Source organism: Streptomyces sp. NRRL F-5650 (genome assembly GCF_000721365.1).
Lineage (GTDB): Bacteria > Actinomycetota > Actinomycetes > Streptomycetales > Streptomycetaceae > Streptomyces > Streptomyces ardesiacus.
On sequence record NZ_JOGV01000012.1, the window covers coordinates 1 to 14876 of the forward strand.

General features: G+C 73.2%; 13 protein-coding genes and 1 pseudogene. 7 read left to right on the plus strand and 7 right to left on the minus strand.

The features are described 5' to 3' along the window. Positions 1 to 437 (plus strand): annotated as a pseudogene (locus IG88_RS0113940) (serine/threonine protein kinase); the annotation flags it as partial. A 44-nt stretch (positions 438 to 481) separates the two neighbouring features. On the opposite strand, the gene IG88_RS0113945 reads toward IG88_RS0113940, so the two are convergent. Both IG88_RS0113945 and IG88_RS44265 read right to left on the minus strand, forming a co-directional pair. Beyond that, complete coding sequence (locus tag IG88_RS0113945; RefSeq protein ID WP_031039740.1) at positions 482 to 1864, minus strand: hypothetical protein; 1383 nt, start codon at positions 1862 to 1864, stop codon at positions 482 to 484. A gap of 136 nt (positions 1865 to 2000) precedes the next feature. Beyond that, positions 2001 to 2129, minus strand: coding sequence for a DLW-39 family protein (locus IG88_RS44265; protein WP_003999697.1), 129 nt, complete (start codon positions 2127 to 2129; stop codon positions 2001 to 2003). Positions 2130 to 2467: 338 nt separating this feature from the next. Between IG88_RS44265 and IG88_RS0113955 the strand changes: the two genes are divergently transcribed. The 3 genes from IG88_RS0113955 (at position 2468) to IG88_RS0113965 (ending at position 4666) form a co-directional block, all read left to right on the plus strand. Continuing rightward, positions 2468 to 2851: a DUF6344 domain-containing protein gene (locus IG88_RS0113955; RefSeq protein ID WP_031039742.1), complete on the plus strand. Its 384-nt coding sequence runs from the start codon at positions 2468 to 2470 to the stop codon at positions 2849 to 2851. A gap of 247 nt (positions 2852 to 3098) precedes the next feature. Beyond that, a complete protein-coding gene (locus IG88_RS0113960; RefSeq protein WP_031039745.1) occupies positions 3099 to 3887 on the plus strand; it encodes a GntR family transcriptional regulator in 789 nt (262 codons plus the stop codon). Beyond that, on the plus strand, positions 3884 to 4666 hold the full coding sequence (locus tag IG88_RS0113965) for a glycosyltransferase family 2 protein (protein WP_037835885.1): 783 nt from the start codon (positions 3884 to 3886) through the stop codon (positions 4664 to 4666). The genes IG88_RS0113960 and IG88_RS0113965 overlap by 4 nt, the downstream gene beginning before the upstream one ends. Positions 4667 to 4756: 90 nt before the next feature. Here the strand turns inward: IG88_RS0113965 and IG88_RS0113970 are convergent, their stop codons facing one another. Beyond that, the gene (locus IG88_RS0113970; protein WP_037835906.1) at positions 4757 to 5635 is read right to left on the minus strand and encodes an FkbM family methyltransferase; all 879 of its coding nucleotides are present in this window, start codon (positions 5633 to 5635) and stop codon (positions 4757 to 4759) included. Positions 5636 to 5697: 62 nt separating this feature from the next. Then, positions 5698 to 5910, minus strand: coding sequence for a ferredoxin (locus tag IG88_RS0113975; RefSeq protein WP_031039752.1), 213 nt, complete (start codon positions 5908 to 5910; stop codon positions 5698 to 5700). 219 nt (positions 5911 to 6129) lie between these two features. Here IG88_RS0113975 and IG88_RS0113980 point away from each other — a divergent pair, with 219 nt between their 5' ends. Both IG88_RS0113980 and IG88_RS0113985 read left to right on the plus strand, forming a co-directional pair. Further along, positions 6130 to 6693, plus strand: coding sequence for a hypothetical protein (locus IG88_RS0113980; RefSeq protein ID WP_037835907.1), 564 nt, complete (start codon positions 6130 to 6132; stop codon positions 6691 to 6693). A 427-nt stretch (positions 6694 to 7120) separates the two neighbouring features. Then, on the plus strand, positions 7121 to 11389 hold the full coding sequence (locus tag IG88_RS0113985; RefSeq protein ID WP_031039756.1) for an NACHT and WD repeat domain-containing protein: 4269 nt from the start codon (positions 7121 to 7123) through the stop codon (positions 11387 to 11389). Positions 11390 to 11801: 412 nt separating this feature from the next. On the opposite strand, the gene IG88_RS0113990 is transcribed toward IG88_RS0113985, so the two are convergent. From IG88_RS0113990 to IG88_RS0114000, 3 genes are all read right to left on the minus strand, one after another. Continuing rightward, positions 11802 to 13247 carry a tyrosine-type recombinase/integrase gene (locus IG88_RS0113990; RefSeq protein WP_051851897.1) on the minus strand — a complete coding sequence of 482 codons (1446 nt, stop codon included), beginning with the start codon at positions 13245 to 13247 and terminating at the stop codon, positions 11802 to 11804. 16 nt (positions 13248 to 13263) lie between these two features. Then, positions 13264 to 13509 carry a hypothetical protein gene (locus tag IG88_RS0113995; RefSeq protein ID WP_031039761.1) on the minus strand — a complete coding sequence of 82 codons (246 nt, stop codon included), beginning with the start codon at positions 13507 to 13509 and terminating at the stop codon, positions 13264 to 13266. 174 nt (positions 13510 to 13683) lie between these two features. Next, complete coding sequence (locus IG88_RS0114000) at positions 13684 to 14130, minus strand: helix-turn-helix domain-containing protein (RefSeq protein WP_234332142.1); 447 nt, start codon at positions 14128 to 14130, stop codon at positions 13684 to 13686. A 211-nt stretch (positions 14131 to 14341) separates the two neighbouring features. Between IG88_RS0114000 and IG88_RS43765 the strand changes: the two genes are divergently transcribed. Next, positions 14342 to 14842 (plus strand): hypothetical protein, encoded by a 501-nt coding sequence (locus IG88_RS43765; protein WP_199807451.1) that lies wholly within the window; start codon positions 14342 to 14344, stop codon positions 14840 to 14842. Positions 14843 to 14876 lie beyond the last annotated feature (34 nt).

Genomic DNA, 14876 nt, shown 5'->3' on the forward strand with positions numbered 1-14876 from the left:
CCCCCGCGCCCCCTCCGCCCCCCGGTCCCGCCCACCCCGCACCAGCCGGAGGCCTGCCGCCGACGGCTCCCGGAGCCGAGCCGACCGGAGCCGAGCCGACCGGAGCCATGTCGGAGACCGGGAGTTTCCACCTGCCGCCTCCGCACCCGGCCCCGGCCACCGCCGGGGACGCCCCGCGGCACCCCCCGTACACCGAACACCGCGCGCCCCACGTGCCGCCGCTCCCCGCCCAGGCCCTCGTGCCGTCGCCGCAGCAGCCCGCGGACCTTCCCACCGCCGCGTACACCGCCCCGAACCCCCGGACGGCGCCGCCCGCCCAGCACCGCGGGGCACGGCGACGGCGCCGATCCGGCCCCCCGGCGAGGGTGGCGTTGCCCCTGCTGCTGCTCGCGCTGGCCTGCTACGCCGTGGGTTTCTGGGCGCTGGCCCGCGTCTGACCCCGGCGTTCCAGGGGGCCGGGCCAGGTCCGGTCAAGGCCGGGTCAGGTCCGGCGCCGGGCGGCCGCGGTCCACACGGCCAGGACCAGGAGCAGCAGGCTGCCGGTGCCGATGCCGCCGACGGCGACCGCTTTCATGGCCGTGTCGTCGCCCGCGGCCCCGCTCCCGCCACCGGGGGCGGCGATGCGGTCCCGTGCGGAGACCTCGAAGAGGCCCTTGGGACGGGACTCCCCCGCGTACTCGGGCCCGCTCCGCGCCGCTCCCCCGAGGCGCAGGCGCAGCGTGAGTCCGAACGGGCCCTGGCCGAAGTCGTCGGCGGCCTGGGCCGCGAGGTGGACGACGACGTAGTAGTCCCCGGCGAACCGCAGCGCGGCGACCCGCCCCGCGGTGGCGTACCGGTTGGCGTACGCCACCGGCGGCAGGGGAGCGAGGCCGACGGTGGTCCGGCGTCCGGTGTAGCCCTTGGCCGCGTCGGCGACCTCGCCGCGCACGGGGTTGTGCAGGGCCAGGCGCAGGGCACCGGTGGCATAGCCGGAGGCGTCCGCGGAACCGGCGAGTTCGGCGGTGGCGTACACCTGATGGCCCCAGTCGACGGGCACCCTGTAATAGAGGGTCTGGCCGGGCCGGATGTCGTCGCGCCAGACGCCCTGCCCGAGGAGGGTGGCGTGGGCGAACCCGCTGCCGCCCGCCCGGCGTTCCGGCTCGCCGCCGAGGGGTTCGGGCGAGGCGGAGTCCCAGGTCTCGGGCGCCTTCGTCGTCCCGGTCCGCCGCAGGCCGGGTTCGGTGGCCACGGTGAGTTCCAGGTCCCAGTCGTCCGGCGGGGAGTCCTGCGGCCTGGTCCGCTCGACACCGACGTAGTAGGTGCCGGGGCCCTGGCACCGGTTGCCGCCGGGGCCGACCTCGCGCACGCCCCAGGCGGTGACCGGACGGGGACTGCGGGCGGCGCCGAACGTCGCGCTGTGCACGGAGCAGGAGCCGCCGTCGGCGTCCCGCACGGAGACCCGGATGCCGTCGACCGCGGTGACCTCTTCGCCGGCGCCGGGTACGGCGGTCACGGAGACGTAGGCGTCGGAGGCGGCGTCGAGGTCGAGGCGGTAGTAGCGGGTGCCCTCCCTCGGCAGGGAACTTCGGTAGGCGGAGCCCGCCGCCAGCGTTTCGGCGCCCTCGGTGTCACTCGCGCCCGCGACCGGCAGGACGCCGTCGGCGAAGCCGTACCCGGCGGACGCCCCGGCCGCCCCGGCCGCACGGGCGGCACCGGCCGGTACGGCCGGACCGGCCGCGAGCACCGTGGCGCCCGGCAGGGCCGCGGTCGTGGCCAGAACGGCGGCCACCACGGCCGTCCGTGTGAACGCCGTCGGCAGTGCGGACCCCCTCGCCCGCGACCGCCCCGTTCCGGCACGCCGCCGAGCCGTACACCACCGTCCCATGACCCGCCACCCCTCGCGTCCACCGGCTCAGTCGCCCCGTCACCGCCCGCCCCGACCGGACCTGCCCCCTGAGGGCAACACAAAACCCCGACCGTTTCACGGCCGGGGTCTGCTCAGGACCGGATGTCGGTCGTACTCACGAACCCGTGGGCACGGAGTCAGTCGCCTCCGTCCACAGATCCTGCTCGGCGCGATCCGCCTGGATCTGGCGGTACACGAGGAGCCCGCCGATGGCGGCCAGTGCGACCAGGAGAAGCTTCTTCACCGCGCGACCTCGTCTTTCCTTGACGTAGGGGACCTCTGGCGCCCGACTATACACACCGGTCGATACCGATCGGTGACCTGCGTCGGCGGTCAACTGCCCGGTGCCGGAGCCCTTTAGAAGCGGACGAAGCCGTTCTGACCGGAGGGTGATCACGCCCTCACATGCGGTGACTTTTGCCCGCCTCCCTCCCGTCTGCGCACCTTTTCCACCGCCTTGCGGCTATTCGGGTGGTGTTCATCTGAACATCGACGCGCCACGGACGTAGGTCCACCACTTCGCGACGCTCATACACATCATGAGGAAAGTACGCAAATCGCCCAACCCGAAAGTGAGGGGCCATGGCCCGGAACAAGGTCCTGACGCTGTGGACCAGCATCGTCACCGCCTTCCTCGCGCTGTGCACGGCGCTCGGACTCATCACGACGACGGCCGCCGCGGCCACGCCGCAGACCGGCACGCACAGCAACAGCGAGAGCGAGAGCGCCTCCCCCGAGGCGGCACCCGCGGCCACCGCCCACCGGACCTGGCCCCGGACCGGTTCCCTGCCTCCCACGATGAAGCAGCGCATCCGTGCCGAGGCGCACGGCGCGGCCCCCAGTTGCCGGCACCACCCGCTCGCCGGCACCTCCGCCCCCGCCCCCGCCACCGCCGCCATCGGCCTCCCGTGCGGCGACACCGCCGCCGAGCCTCCGGCCCAGCACACCATCCCGCTCCAGCGCTGAGCGGACCGCACCACCCCGACCCCGACGCAACGGCGATCTGCGTACCGCTCCACACGCGAGAACGGCCCGGCGGCTCGACCGAGCAGCCGGGCCGCCGCCGTGTGTACGCAGAGCGGCGGCTCCGCCGGCAGGCCCCCGGACCCTCAGACCCCTCTCGTAGGGCACACCCTCGTACGGCAGACCCCTCTCCCACGGCCGACGGGACCCGACTCCTCAAGTCCTCTTGAGGAGTTGTAGCCTGCGGACCGTGCCCAAGGCGTACGAAGTGATCGCTGACGACCTCCGCCGCTCGATCCGCGCGGGCGAACGCGGGCCCGGCGAGCGGCTGCCCTCGGAGGCGGACCTCGCCCACCACTACCGGCGCAGCGTGCCCACCGTGCAGAACGCGCTCCGGCTGCTGAGCGACGAGGGCCTGATCGACAGGCGGCACGGACGCGGCACCTTCGTCCGGCGCCCCCGCATCCCGGCGGTGCGGGACAACCGCCGGCACCAGTGGGAGAAGGACCGGGCCCGGCGGCCTCTCGCCACGCGGGCCGAGACCGGCGCCACGGAGCGCGACACCGGCCTGCGCGCCGACGATCTCGTCTTCCACGCGGAGTACCGCGAACGGGAGGCGTCCGGGGAACTGGCCGAGGTCTTCGGCGTCCCCGAGGGCACCAAGCTCCTCCAACGGGACTTCCGGACCCGGCACTCGGTCGAGCCCGCCCCCTTCAGCCTGGTCACGTCCTACCTCGTCCGCGACATGATCGCGGCCAACCCCGACCTCCTGGACGAGACCAGGGAACCCTGGCCGGGCGGCACCCAGCACCAGCTCCACACCGTGGGCATCGAGGTGGACCGCGTGGAGGAGCGTTTCACCGCCCGCCCTCCGTCCCCTGAGGAAGCCGCGGCCCTGGACCTGCCGCCGGGCACCTCGGTGATCCTGTTGCGCAAGACCTCGTACGACACCGGGGGCCGGGTGGTGGACGTCTCCGACGTCACGCTGCCCGGCGACCGCACCGAACTGCTCTTCACGACCCGTCTGGAAAGGTGGTGAGTGCCGCCGTGAACCGGCGCGTCACCGTCGTCACGGCCGTCCACGGCCCCTCCGCGCCCTTCCTGCCCGAGGCCCACGCCTCGCTGTGCGCCCAGGAGCTGCCCGACGGCTGGGAGTGGCGCTGGGTGATCCAGGAGGACGGCCGGACCGAGGACGTCCGGCCGTACGTGCCCGACGACCCGCGGGTCGTCTTCCACCAGGGGCGCCCCGGCCGGCAGGGCGGACCCGGGGTGGCGCGCACCCTGGCCCTGGCCCACGCGGACGGCGCGTACGTGAAGGTCCTGGACGCCGACGACCGGCTCACCCCGGGCGCCCTGGCGCGCGACCTGGCCGCTCTGGAGGCCGACCCGTCGGTCGGCTGGGCGACCTCGCGTGTCCTGGACCTCCTGCCGGACGGTTCGACGGCCGGCTTCCCCGGCGACCCGGTGCACGGGCCCGTCGAGCGCGGGGAGGTCCTCGGCTTCTGGAAGGCGAACGGCTTCCGTGCCCAGGTCCACCCGGCGACCCTCCTGGTGCGGCGTGACCTGCTGCTCGCGCTGGGCGGCTGGATGGCCCTGCCCGCCTCCGAGGACACCGGCCTGCTGCTGGCGCTCAACGCCGTGAGCCGGGGGTGGTTCACGCAGGAGGTGGGTCTTCTCTACCGCAAGTGGGAGGGGCAGGAGACCGGCCAGGCCGCTCATGCGGAACCCGCCGAACACGCTGCCCGGATGGCGGTGGTGGAGGCCAGGGCACGCGCGCTGGCCGCCTTCGGGTGGCGGCTTCCGGAGGGCACACGGTAGCGGGAGCGGGGGTCAGGGCAGTCGCCATCACACCGTTGCACGGGCCGTTCAGACCGTCGTACGAACCGTACAGACCGTCGTACGGGCCGTTCAGGGCAGCCGCTCCGCGTCGACCCGGGAGAAGACCAGGTCGCTCTCCCCGGTGACCGGCCCGCGCCAGCGGACCGGCGCCGTCCGCGCCGCGCCGCGCAGTGCCCCGGGATAGCTGCCCGGCGCGTAGTCGTTGGCCAGCCGGTAGGCATGGAATCCGGCCTCCCGCATCACTTCCATCAGCTCGTCGGCCCGGTCGCCCAGCCGGGCCATGCGCTCGGGAGCCACCTCGACCGTGATCTCCGCGTCGGGCCGCAGCGTGCCCAGCACCGGCGCGAGACCGCGCACGACGCCTCCCTCGGCGCCCTCGACGTCGATCTTGATCACGCGGGCGGTCGCGATCTCCGCCGCGCCGAGGAGTTCCGGCAGGGGTCGGGCCTCCGTCTCGAAACGGGACTCCGCCGGACCGTCGTACGGCACGATGCTGTTCGCGCCGGTGTTCCGGGAGCTGGCGAGTGTGAAGGTCAGCTTCCCGGCGCGGTCCGACACGGCGGCGTTGAGGGCGCGGACGTTGCCGAGGCCGTTGAGCCGGACATTGTGCACCAGGCGGCGGTGGAGGTCGGGGGACGCCTCGATCGCGACGACCCGGCCCCGGTCACCGACGAGCCGGGCCGCCAGGACGCTGAAGAAGCCGATGTTCGCCCCGACGTCGACGAAGCCGTCCCCGGGACCCAGCCGTCGTCGCAGCCAGTGCGTCAGGTGCGGTTCCCAGGCGCCGAACAGATACAGGTACCGCTGGATGAGGTCCTGGGTGTCCACCGCGAACCGGCCGCCCGAGCGCGTCACGACGACGGCCCGGCGGGGATGCTCGCGCAGGTGCGCGTCGAGCCGCCGTTCGGCGAGGAGCGCCTTCCCGAGGGTGCCGGGGCCGTGCCGCACGTACCGGACGGCGAGGCCGACCAGCACCTCGGTCGCAGCGGCCCCCGGACCGGCCCGGCCGCTCAGCTCCTGGCCTCTTCCGGTTCCGTACGAGTGATCGTGATCGCGGCGGACGGGCATCCCTCGGCCGCCTCGCGCACCCGCGGGGCGTCGACGGCGTGTTCCCGGCCGGGTATGACGGCGCCCAGACCGTCGACCTGGGTGAAGACGGATGGGGCCCGGTGAACGCAGTCGCCGGAGCCGTAGCACTGCTCGGGGTCGAGGGAGATCCTCACGCGTCCTCCAGCGGCGGTCGGTGGCGAACCCTTCACGTGCTGCCTTCCCACGGATCGGCACAGCGAACCCGCCTTGTCCTCCTGCCTGTTGGCCGGTCCGGCCCGGCGCTCATAAGATCGTCCGGCAGTCCCGTCGAGCGCAGGCACGGGGCACGGGGGCACGGCGCACCAGGTGCCGAGTCGTGACTGGGGGGCGGTTTGGGGACCGGCGAGCAACTGGTGACGATCGCTGCCGTGCTGCTCGGCGCGCTGACCACCCACGTCACGAACCACCTGATGGAGCGGAGCAGGAACCGCCACCAGTTGCTGACGCGGTGGGACGACAAGAAGGTCGACGCCTATGGGGAGTACGTCGACGCCGCCAAGATGCGGATCGCCGCCGCCGTGCCGCTGTACGAGATGCGGGAGGGGCTGCGCGAGAGCCACCGCGGCGAGGAGGACCTGCGCGACGACCTGGCGGAAGCGGGCCGCCGCTGGGGAGCGGCCTTCGAGCGGGTCATGCTCCTCGGCGGGGACGACGCCATCGAGTCCGGGCACGAGCTCAACGTACTGCTCGCCGAGATCGACTGGCAGGCCACCGGCCGGGTCGAGGGCACCCTGGAGGAGTGGCGGGAGCGGCACCGGGCGGCGTTCCGCGCCATCAACGCCTTCCACGAGGACGCCAGGGCCGATCTCGGCATCCGGGGCCGCGTCACCGGCGAGAAGCATCCCGAGCGGGATCTGCTGGTCCCGTCCGCCCGGCGTCCCGCCCGCCGGCCGCCGGCGAGCGACGACGAGGGATGACCGCGGAGAACGACGGCGAGGACTGACCTCGGGGACCGGCCGCGAGGACCGGCCGTGAGGCTGACGGTTGTCGCCGGGGGGCGGGGGAATACGCGTCGGCATGGTTTGGCTCCGGTCCCTCCCCTCGTGGGGACCGGTGCCAAACCATGCCGGCGACGATTCGCGTGCGGCAGCCGGACGGCGGGACTCCGGAAGCGACGGACCGCCGAAAGCTGACCGAGAACGTGCGGCCTCGTGGCGAGTCCCTCCGAGCCCCGGGCCGCTGACCTGTCCGGGTGCCGCGGAGCCGCCTCGCCACTGCGACGCGATCCTGCCACCCGAGGTCGCCCCCGAGGAGGCACCGGAACCGCGGAACCGCTGTAGCCGCAGGTCAGCCGTATAGAGTGAGTTTTCCGGTCCGGACGTCCAGGTGCGGGGGAAGTTAGGAGTGGAGGCCTTGAGTTTCGACTCAGGGGCACGCACGGCCTTCGCGGAACGCCTCGCTCTGCTGTACAGGGAGGCCGGCAATCCTCCCCTCAAGCGCGTGTCCGAGGCCGTCGTCCGACTCCAGCGGGTCGACGAACGGGGCCGGCCCGTACGCGTCTCTGCCCAGCGGATCAGCGACTGGCGGCGCGCCAAGAACGTGCCCGCCCAGTTCACGGCTCTCGCGGCCGTCCTGCACGTCCTCATACCGCAGGCGCGGCGCGCCCGTCCGGTACCGGTCTCCGCCGGTCTGTACGACCTGGCCCAGTGGCAGCGCCTGTGGGAGCGGGCGATGGCCGACCCGGGCGGGGAGCGGCCCGGGCAGCCCGCGGCCGAGGAACGGCCCGCCGCCGAGGCCGCGGCGACGCCCGGCGGGGTCTGCCCGTACCGGGGACTGGCCGCCTACCGCCCGCAGGACGCCGGCTGGTTCTTCGGGCGGGAACAGAGCACACGGGCCCTCGTCGCCCAGCTCCGCACCGCGCGGGACACGGGCGGTCTGGTCATGCTCGTGGGCGCCTCGGGGGCCGGGAAATCCTCGCTGCTGAACGCCGGGCTGGTGCCCGCCCTGCGCGCCGGCGCACCGGACGCCGGGGCCGGAGCCGGGGCCGGGTCGCCGCCCCGGCGGGTGCTCCAGCTCGTTCCGGGGGCCGACCCGGTGGGGGAGCTGACCCGCCTGGTGCCGCAGCTCACGCCCGTCGTCGGCGCCGTGCGCGAAGCGGTCGCGCAGGGGACGGCCGCCGTGGAGCCGGACGCCTCCGGGGCCGGGGGCGCGGTGCCCCCGGGTTCCGACGACGCCACCGGGGCGGCCTTCTCGGCGTGGGCGGCATGGGCGGCGTGCGCGGAGGAGCGGGACGGTCCGGAGGGGACGGGCGGTCCGGAGCCGGAGGGGACGGGCGAACGGGGCCGCACGTCCGGTGCCAAGGACCTCCAGGGCTTCCAGGGCTTCCAGGGCCTCCAGGGCCCCTGGGATCTCCGGGACCCCAGGGCCGTCCAGTCCCCCCGGACCGCGCGCACCGGCCCGGCGGCCCCCGAACCCCCGCCCCCCGCTCCTCCGGTCGTCATCGTGGACCAGTTCGAGGAACTCTTCACGCTCTGCGCCGACGAGACGGACCGGCGCGTGTTCATCCGGCTGCTCCAGGCCGCCTGCGTGCCCGGCGCCGACGGCGACCCGGCGCCGGTACAGGTGACGCTGGGCGTCCGCGCCGACTTCTACGACCAGTGCCTGCGGTACCCGGAACTGGCCGACGCCCTCCAGCACCGGCACATGGTGCTCGGGCCGCTGACCACCGCGGAACTGCGCGAGGCGGTGACCGCGCCCGCGCGGGCCGTCGGCATGGAACTCGAACCCGGACTCGCCGAGCTGATCATCCGCGAGGTGAGCACCGACGGCCCGCGCGGGGCACACGACGCGGGCGTGCTCCCGCTCCTGTCCCACGCCCTGCTCGCCACCTGGCAGCGCCGCAAGGCCGGCCGGCTGACGCTGGCCGGCTACCGCGCTGCCGGCGGCATCCAGGGCGCGGTGGCCGCGACCGCCGAGCGGGCCTGGTCCGGCCTGGACCCTGCGGCCCGCACCGCCGCGCGGCTGCTGCTGCTCAGGCTGGTCCGGCTGAGCGAGGACTCCCAGGCCACCCGCAGGCGCAGTACGCGACGCCGGCTGGCCGAGGAGTCGGGCGACCCGGGCAAGACCGAGGAGTCCCTCGAGGCGCTGGTGCGGGCCCGGCTGGTGACGCTCGACGCGGACACCGTGGAGATCACCCACGAGGCGCTGCTGCACGCCTGGCCCCGGCTGCGCAACTGGATCGACGAGGACCGCGCCGGGAACCTGCTGCGCCAGCGGCTGGAGGAGGACGGCCTGGCCTGGGAGGAGTCGGACCGCGACTCCGCGCTGCTCTACCGGGGCTCGCGGCTGGCGCAGGCCAGTAGCTGGGCGAAGTCGGCCGGCGACACCCTGCTGACCCGCAGCGCGGTGGAGTTCCTGGCCGCCGCGGTCAGGCTGCGCAGGCGCACCGTCATGATCAGCCGTACCGCCGTCTCGGTGGTGGTCGTCCTGGCCCTGGTGGCCGTCGGCTCGGCGGTGCTCGCCTGGCAGCAGCGCAACGACGCCGTCTTCGAGCAGGTGGTCGCCGAGGCGGACCGGGTCCAGGACACCGACCCCTCGCTGTCGGCGCAGCTCGACCTGGCGGCACACCGCCTGCGCCCGGACGACGAGGGCGTCATGAACCGGCTGATCTCGATCGTGAACGCGCCCCTGGCCACCCCGCTCCACGGCCACACCGGCGCCGTATACCTGACTTCGTTCAGCCCGGACGGACGGACCTTGGCGACGGCCAGCTACGACCGCACCGTCCGGCTCTGGGACGTCTCGGACCCCGCCCGTCCCAAGCAGCTCGGCAAGCCCCTCACCGGGCACACCAGTTGGGTGAGCACCGCGGTCTTCAGCCCGGACGGCCGCACCCTGGCCAGCGCCTCGGACGACGGCACGATCCGGCTGTGGGACGTACGCCGACCCAGCCGTCCCCGTCCGCTCGGCGCCCCGCTGCCCGGCCGCGGCGGCACCGTCTACCTGCTCGCCTTCAGCCCGGACGGCCGCACCCTGGCCAGCGCCCACGACGACCACGCCGTACGCCTGTGGAACGTGGCCGACCCGCGCGCCCCCGAGGCGCTGGGCACCCTGACCGGCCCCACCGCGGCGGTGCGCTCGGTGGCCTTCAGCCCCGACGGCCACACCCTCGCCGCCGGCGGCGACGACGACAAGGTCAGGCTGTGGGACGTCACCGCCCCCGCGCGGGCCGAACCGGTCGGCGCACCGCTCACCGGCCACGGCGGCCTCGTGCACTCCGTGGCCTTCAGCCCCGACGGCCGCACCCTGGCCAGCGGCAGCGCGGACGACACCGTCCGCCTCTGGAACGTCACCGACCCGGCCCGCGCCGAACCGGCCGGCGCACCCCTCACCGGCCACAGCGGCCCCGTCTGGGCGGTCGCCTTCAGCCCCGACGGCGCCATGCTCGCGGCGAGCAGCGCGGACAGCACGGCGAGCCTGTGGAACGTCAGCGACCCGGCCTACCCCTCCCAGGTCGGCGTGCCCCTCGCCGGGGGCAGCGGCGAGATGTACGCCCTGGGCTTCAGCCCCGACGGCCGCACCCTCGCCACCGGCAGCGGCGACAGCAAGGTCCGCCTGTGGTCGCTGCCGACGTCGGACATGATCGGCCGGATCGGCGCCTTCAGCCCGGACGGGCGCGTCCTGGCCACCGCGGCCCGCGACGGCAGGGTCCGGCTGTGGAACGTGGCGGACCCCGCCCGGCCCGTGTCGCTGAGCGCCCCCTTCAGACCGGGGGAGGGCGACATACGGTCGCTGGAGTTCTCCCCGGACGGCGACACGCTCGCGGTGCTCGCCGGGGGCCGCACACTGCAGTTGTGGGACGTCACCGACCCGGCCGGGCCCCGGGCCCACGGACCGCCCTTGGCCCTGGACACCCGCTACGCGGGCCCCGACACCCTCGCGTTCGGCCCGGACGGCCGCACCCTGGCCACGGCACACGACGACCGGACCGTCCAGTTGTGGGACACCGGTGACCCGTCCCGCCCCCGTCGCCTGGGCAAGCCGCTCACCGGTCACACGGGATACGTCAACACCCTCGCCTTCAGCCCCGACGGCCGCACCCTGGCCAGCGGCGGCGCGGACGACGCCGTGCGTCTGTGGGACGTCACCGACCCCGCGCACGCCACCCTGCTCGGCGCGCCCCGCAGCGGGCACCTCGGCCCCGTCAACGTCCTCTCCTACAGCCCCGACGGCCGCACCCTGGCCAGCGGCAGCGACGACGGCACGGTCCGGCTGTGGGACGTCACGAAGCGGTCCGGGGCGTCCGGGGCCGAGGCCACGCTCGCCGGGCACACCGACTCGGTGGTGTCACTGACGTTCAGCCAGGACGGCGCCACCCTGGCCAGCGGGGCCAACGACAACACCGTCCGGCTCTGGAGTGTGTCCGACCCCGCCCGGGCCACCCCCATCGGCCAGGCGATGAGCCCCAACACCAAGGCCGGCACCTTCCTGTCCTTCAGTCCCGTGCGCCACATGCTCGGGGTCTCCAGCGGCACGGACACCGTGCGGCTGTGGAGCCTGGACGTGGGCGACGCCATCGACCGCATCTGCTCCGCCACCCGGGGCGTGCTGACCGAGGAGAAGTGGCACGAGTACCTGCCCCGCCTCGACTACGAGTCACCGTGCGGCCACTGACCACCCCACAGGCCCGTGATCCCCGTCACATCACCCGTACCCGACCGACCAGTCGGCACCCGCTGGACACCCACCCTTGTTAGCCTTGGCCACAGCCCGGCCGCTGGCGCATCCCCCGTCGCCAGCGGCCGGGTTTTTCCCTGCCCGCCATCGCAGCCCCACCAGCGGCGCCCCGAACACCGAAGACCCCCAACCGGATCCGGCTGGGGGTCTTTCGTACTGGTGGGGCTAACAGGATTTGAACCTGTGGCCTCATCCTTATCAGGATTCAGGCCAAAGTCTGTGATCTCCGCAGGTCACCTGACCTGCACGAACGCTCATCGTCTACAGCCTTCTACCCTCGGCGTATTCGCGGCGCCCCTGTGCAACGTACGCCGGTCCCGGGGTAGTTCTGGGGTAGTCCCGGGGTAGCTCACGCGGCCGCCACCGCCCGCAGCCGGCGGCCCGGCTTCCGCACCGTGCCCGGCTTCCCGTCCTCCAACGCCGCCAGCACCTGACCCGCGTAGTCCGCCGCCGCGTGCGTGTAGATCCACGTCACCTCGCCAGCCCGCTCGTGCCCGAGGATCTCCTGCGTGATCACCTCCGGGACACCGCGGTCGTGGAGCCTTGACGCGAAGGCGTGCCGGGTGTCATGGAAGTCCGGCCACCAGTCCGTGCGCTCCACCTTCTCCGGCCGGGTCCGTCCGGTCGCCTCGTCCACGGTCTGCACGGTCACCGTGCGGACCGTCTTCCGGACGACGCCGGCCTTCTCGATCGCGTCCGTCCACACCCGGCGGAAGGCCGACCGCCGGAGCGGCGCCCGGTACGGTTCGCCCTCCCCGCCGTTCCGCCGGCTGCCCCGGCGCACCTTGTTCCGCCCATGGAAGACCAGCTCGTCCTCGCACAGTCCGTCCTTCAGGTCGGACACCGCCCGGCTGGGGGTGCCGTCCTTGCTCTCCTCCGCCCACAGTTCCCGGAGCACCCGAGCCGCGAGGCCGGTGAGCGGGACCGTGCGCAGGCCGGCGTCCGACTTCGGGTACGCCTTCCGCTTGATCTTCCCGCGCGGCTCCACCAGAACCTCGCGCACGTGGATGCGCCGGCCCTCGAAGTCGACGTTGCACCAGCGCAGGCCGGCCAGCTCCTGGAAGCGGAGCCCAGTCTCCTGCGCAACGATCAACAGGCTGTGGAAATAGCTGGGGAGCTTCTGCCGGATCAGCCAGAGCTGGGCGTACGTCGGCGGCCGCCGGTCCTCGGGGTGCTTCTTCTTCACCGTCGGCAGCCGCACACCCTCGGCCGGGTTGAAGGGGATCCGCCGGTCCAGCTTGGCCGCGGTGAGCATGCGGTCCAGGACCTGGAAGCACTTCGTCACGGAACTGGCCGCGAGCGGACCGCCGTTCTCATCGTGGAGGCTGTTCACCCACGTCTGGATCTCCAGCCACGCCAGCTCGTACAGCTTGTAGCTGCCCAGCGTGGGCGCGATGTGGATGCGCCACATGCCCTCGTCGCGGAGCTGCGACTGGGTCCAGTGCTCGATCCGGGTCTCTCCCTTGGTCTGGGTCGGCCACCACAAGCGCCACCAGGCGGTGAGGGTGATCTCGCCGCGGGCCGGGTCGATCCACGTGCGTTGCCTCATCTCGGTGCGGGTCTGCTCGAGGAAGGCGACGGCTGCCGTGTAGGTCGGCTTCGTCTTGCTGCGGGTCCTCCCGGAGGGGTCGGTGTATCGGGCTTCCCAGCTCCCCGCGTGCTCGTCGGCTGGCGCCCGCTCGGGGAACTTCCCCGGCGGATACTTCTTCAGGCATGGCGGGCAGCCGCAGCGCTGAGACGGGTTCGGGCGTGGGTTCTTGCTGGCCCACGTCGGGGCCTCCTTCTTGCGCACCATGTGGGAGTGCTCCTGATCAGAGAGTCGGTGCGCCGGCCGTGGCCGGGGTGAGCGCGAGGGGCAGCTCGACGGGCTCGCCGCAGAAGCAGCGGAGGCCGGCGCCGGGGGTGTCGGGCGCGCCGAGGTCGACCGTCAGGATCGCGTGCAGTTCTCTGATCAGGTCGTGGGGGTGGGTGCCCCTGTCTACGAGGATGGTGACCTCGTCCGGGTCCCAGCTGGCGATCGTCTGGAGATCGTCGACCACGGTGATGCGAATGCACACAGGTATCCCCCCAGGGATGCACGACGGCACGGTGTGATCCGCTACGGGAGGACAGCGGGTGACTGATCGTACCTGTGTGTGAAGAGGGTGTGGAGGGGGTTAGGCATATTCGGAGCGGATTGTTTTTCCGCTCAACCAAGCCTGAAAATCACCCCTTTCTTAGGCAACCCTTAGTTACTGCGCCGAGACGTGGCTGACCTTGAACAGGGCGTCGGCGTACTTGATCACGTCGCGCTGCTTGTCCTCAGGCAGTTGGCGGTAGAGCCGGAGCAGCCGTTCCTCGCGCTGTGCGTCGGTGGGGCCTGGAACGGGACGGCCGGCCGCAGCGAAGACCTCGCGCGGTGTGACGGACACGCCCCACTTGCGGAAGACGCCGACCAGGTCGCGGAGCCGGTCAGGGTCGATGCGCGAGGTTCCGCGGGTGCGATTGATCCACGCGTTCAACGTCGGGTACGAGATGCCGGCCTCGGTGGCCAGGTCCTTCTGGGTCTTGCCTGGCGCCTCGGACAGGAGGCGGTCCAGCAGAGCCGCCAAGTCCTCGCCTCGCGGGGCGGGATCCTCGGCGGGGCCTTGCTCGCCGGGGTGCTGCTGGTGGCTGGTCACGTAGAGAGGATCAGGCATGAGCATCTACATGCGCAAGTAGATCGCAGATCGATGACCTGTATTTAACGTTGCCCCGGCGCGTCTACATCACCCCTGTGCGCCCCTCCGCTACCCGCCCGCGCCCCTGCCTGCTGCCCTTGACGTCATATGCGTCTACACGTAGATTGTAGATCCCGCTGGTCATCCAGACCGGTGGAGCCCCGATTCGGCCATGCGCCGGAGGTTCACCATGCGACGACTGGACAAAGGTGCCCCGCTGCGGGCCGCCATGAAGGCGGCTGGGCTGGACATCCCGCGCCTCGCCGCCAAGACGAAGGACGTAGACCCCGCAGGTGAGGGTCTGTCCCGATCCCTCGTCGGCTTCATCGCCGGCGGCGGGAAGACGGCGCGCGAGGAGTGCAGCGACCGAGCCGCAGAACTCATCGCCGCAGCACTCGGCAAGGAGGTCGAAGACCTCTTCCTCACGCCCGTTTTCACGCTCGCGGAATCTACATCTACGCGCAGAACGCAGACCGACGAGCGGTCGGCGACGGAACTGCCGGCGCGGCTGATGGACCAGGCCGAGCTGTCGACGTTCCTGCGGAAGTCCCGGAGCTGGATCGACAAGCAGATCCAGGAGGCCCGGGAGCGCGGCGAGATCTGGCCCGGCCTGATCTACGTCGGCAGCTCCCGCCGCTTCGACCCGCACGCCGTGCTCGACGCGATGCGGAAGCAGAGCACCGCCGCCTGACACACCAGGGGCCGCCCCGGACGCGACCCGGAAC

Bases quoted from the DNA above. Each gene is read 5' to 3' on its own strand.
- IG88_RS0113945 (WP_031039740.1), bottom strand. From the start codon at position 1,864: ATGGGACGGTGGTGTACGGCTCGGCGGCGTGCCGGAACGGGGCGGTCG.
- IG88_RS0113955 (WP_031039742.1), top strand. From the start codon at position 2,468: ATGGCCCGGAACAAGGTCCTGACGCTGTGGACCAGCATCGTCACCGCC.
- IG88_RS0113990 (WP_051851897.1), bottom strand. From the start codon at position 13,247: ATGGTGCGCAAGAAGGAGGCCCCGACGTGGGCCAGCAAGAACCCACGC.
- IG88_RS0114000 (WP_234332142.1), bottom strand. From the start codon at position 14,130: ATGCCTGATCCTCTCTACGTGACCAGCCACCAGCAGCACCCCGGCGAG.
- IG88_RS43765 (WP_199807451.1), top strand. From the start codon at position 14,342: ATGCGACGACTGGACAAAGGTGCCCCGCTGCGGGCCGCCATGAAGGCG.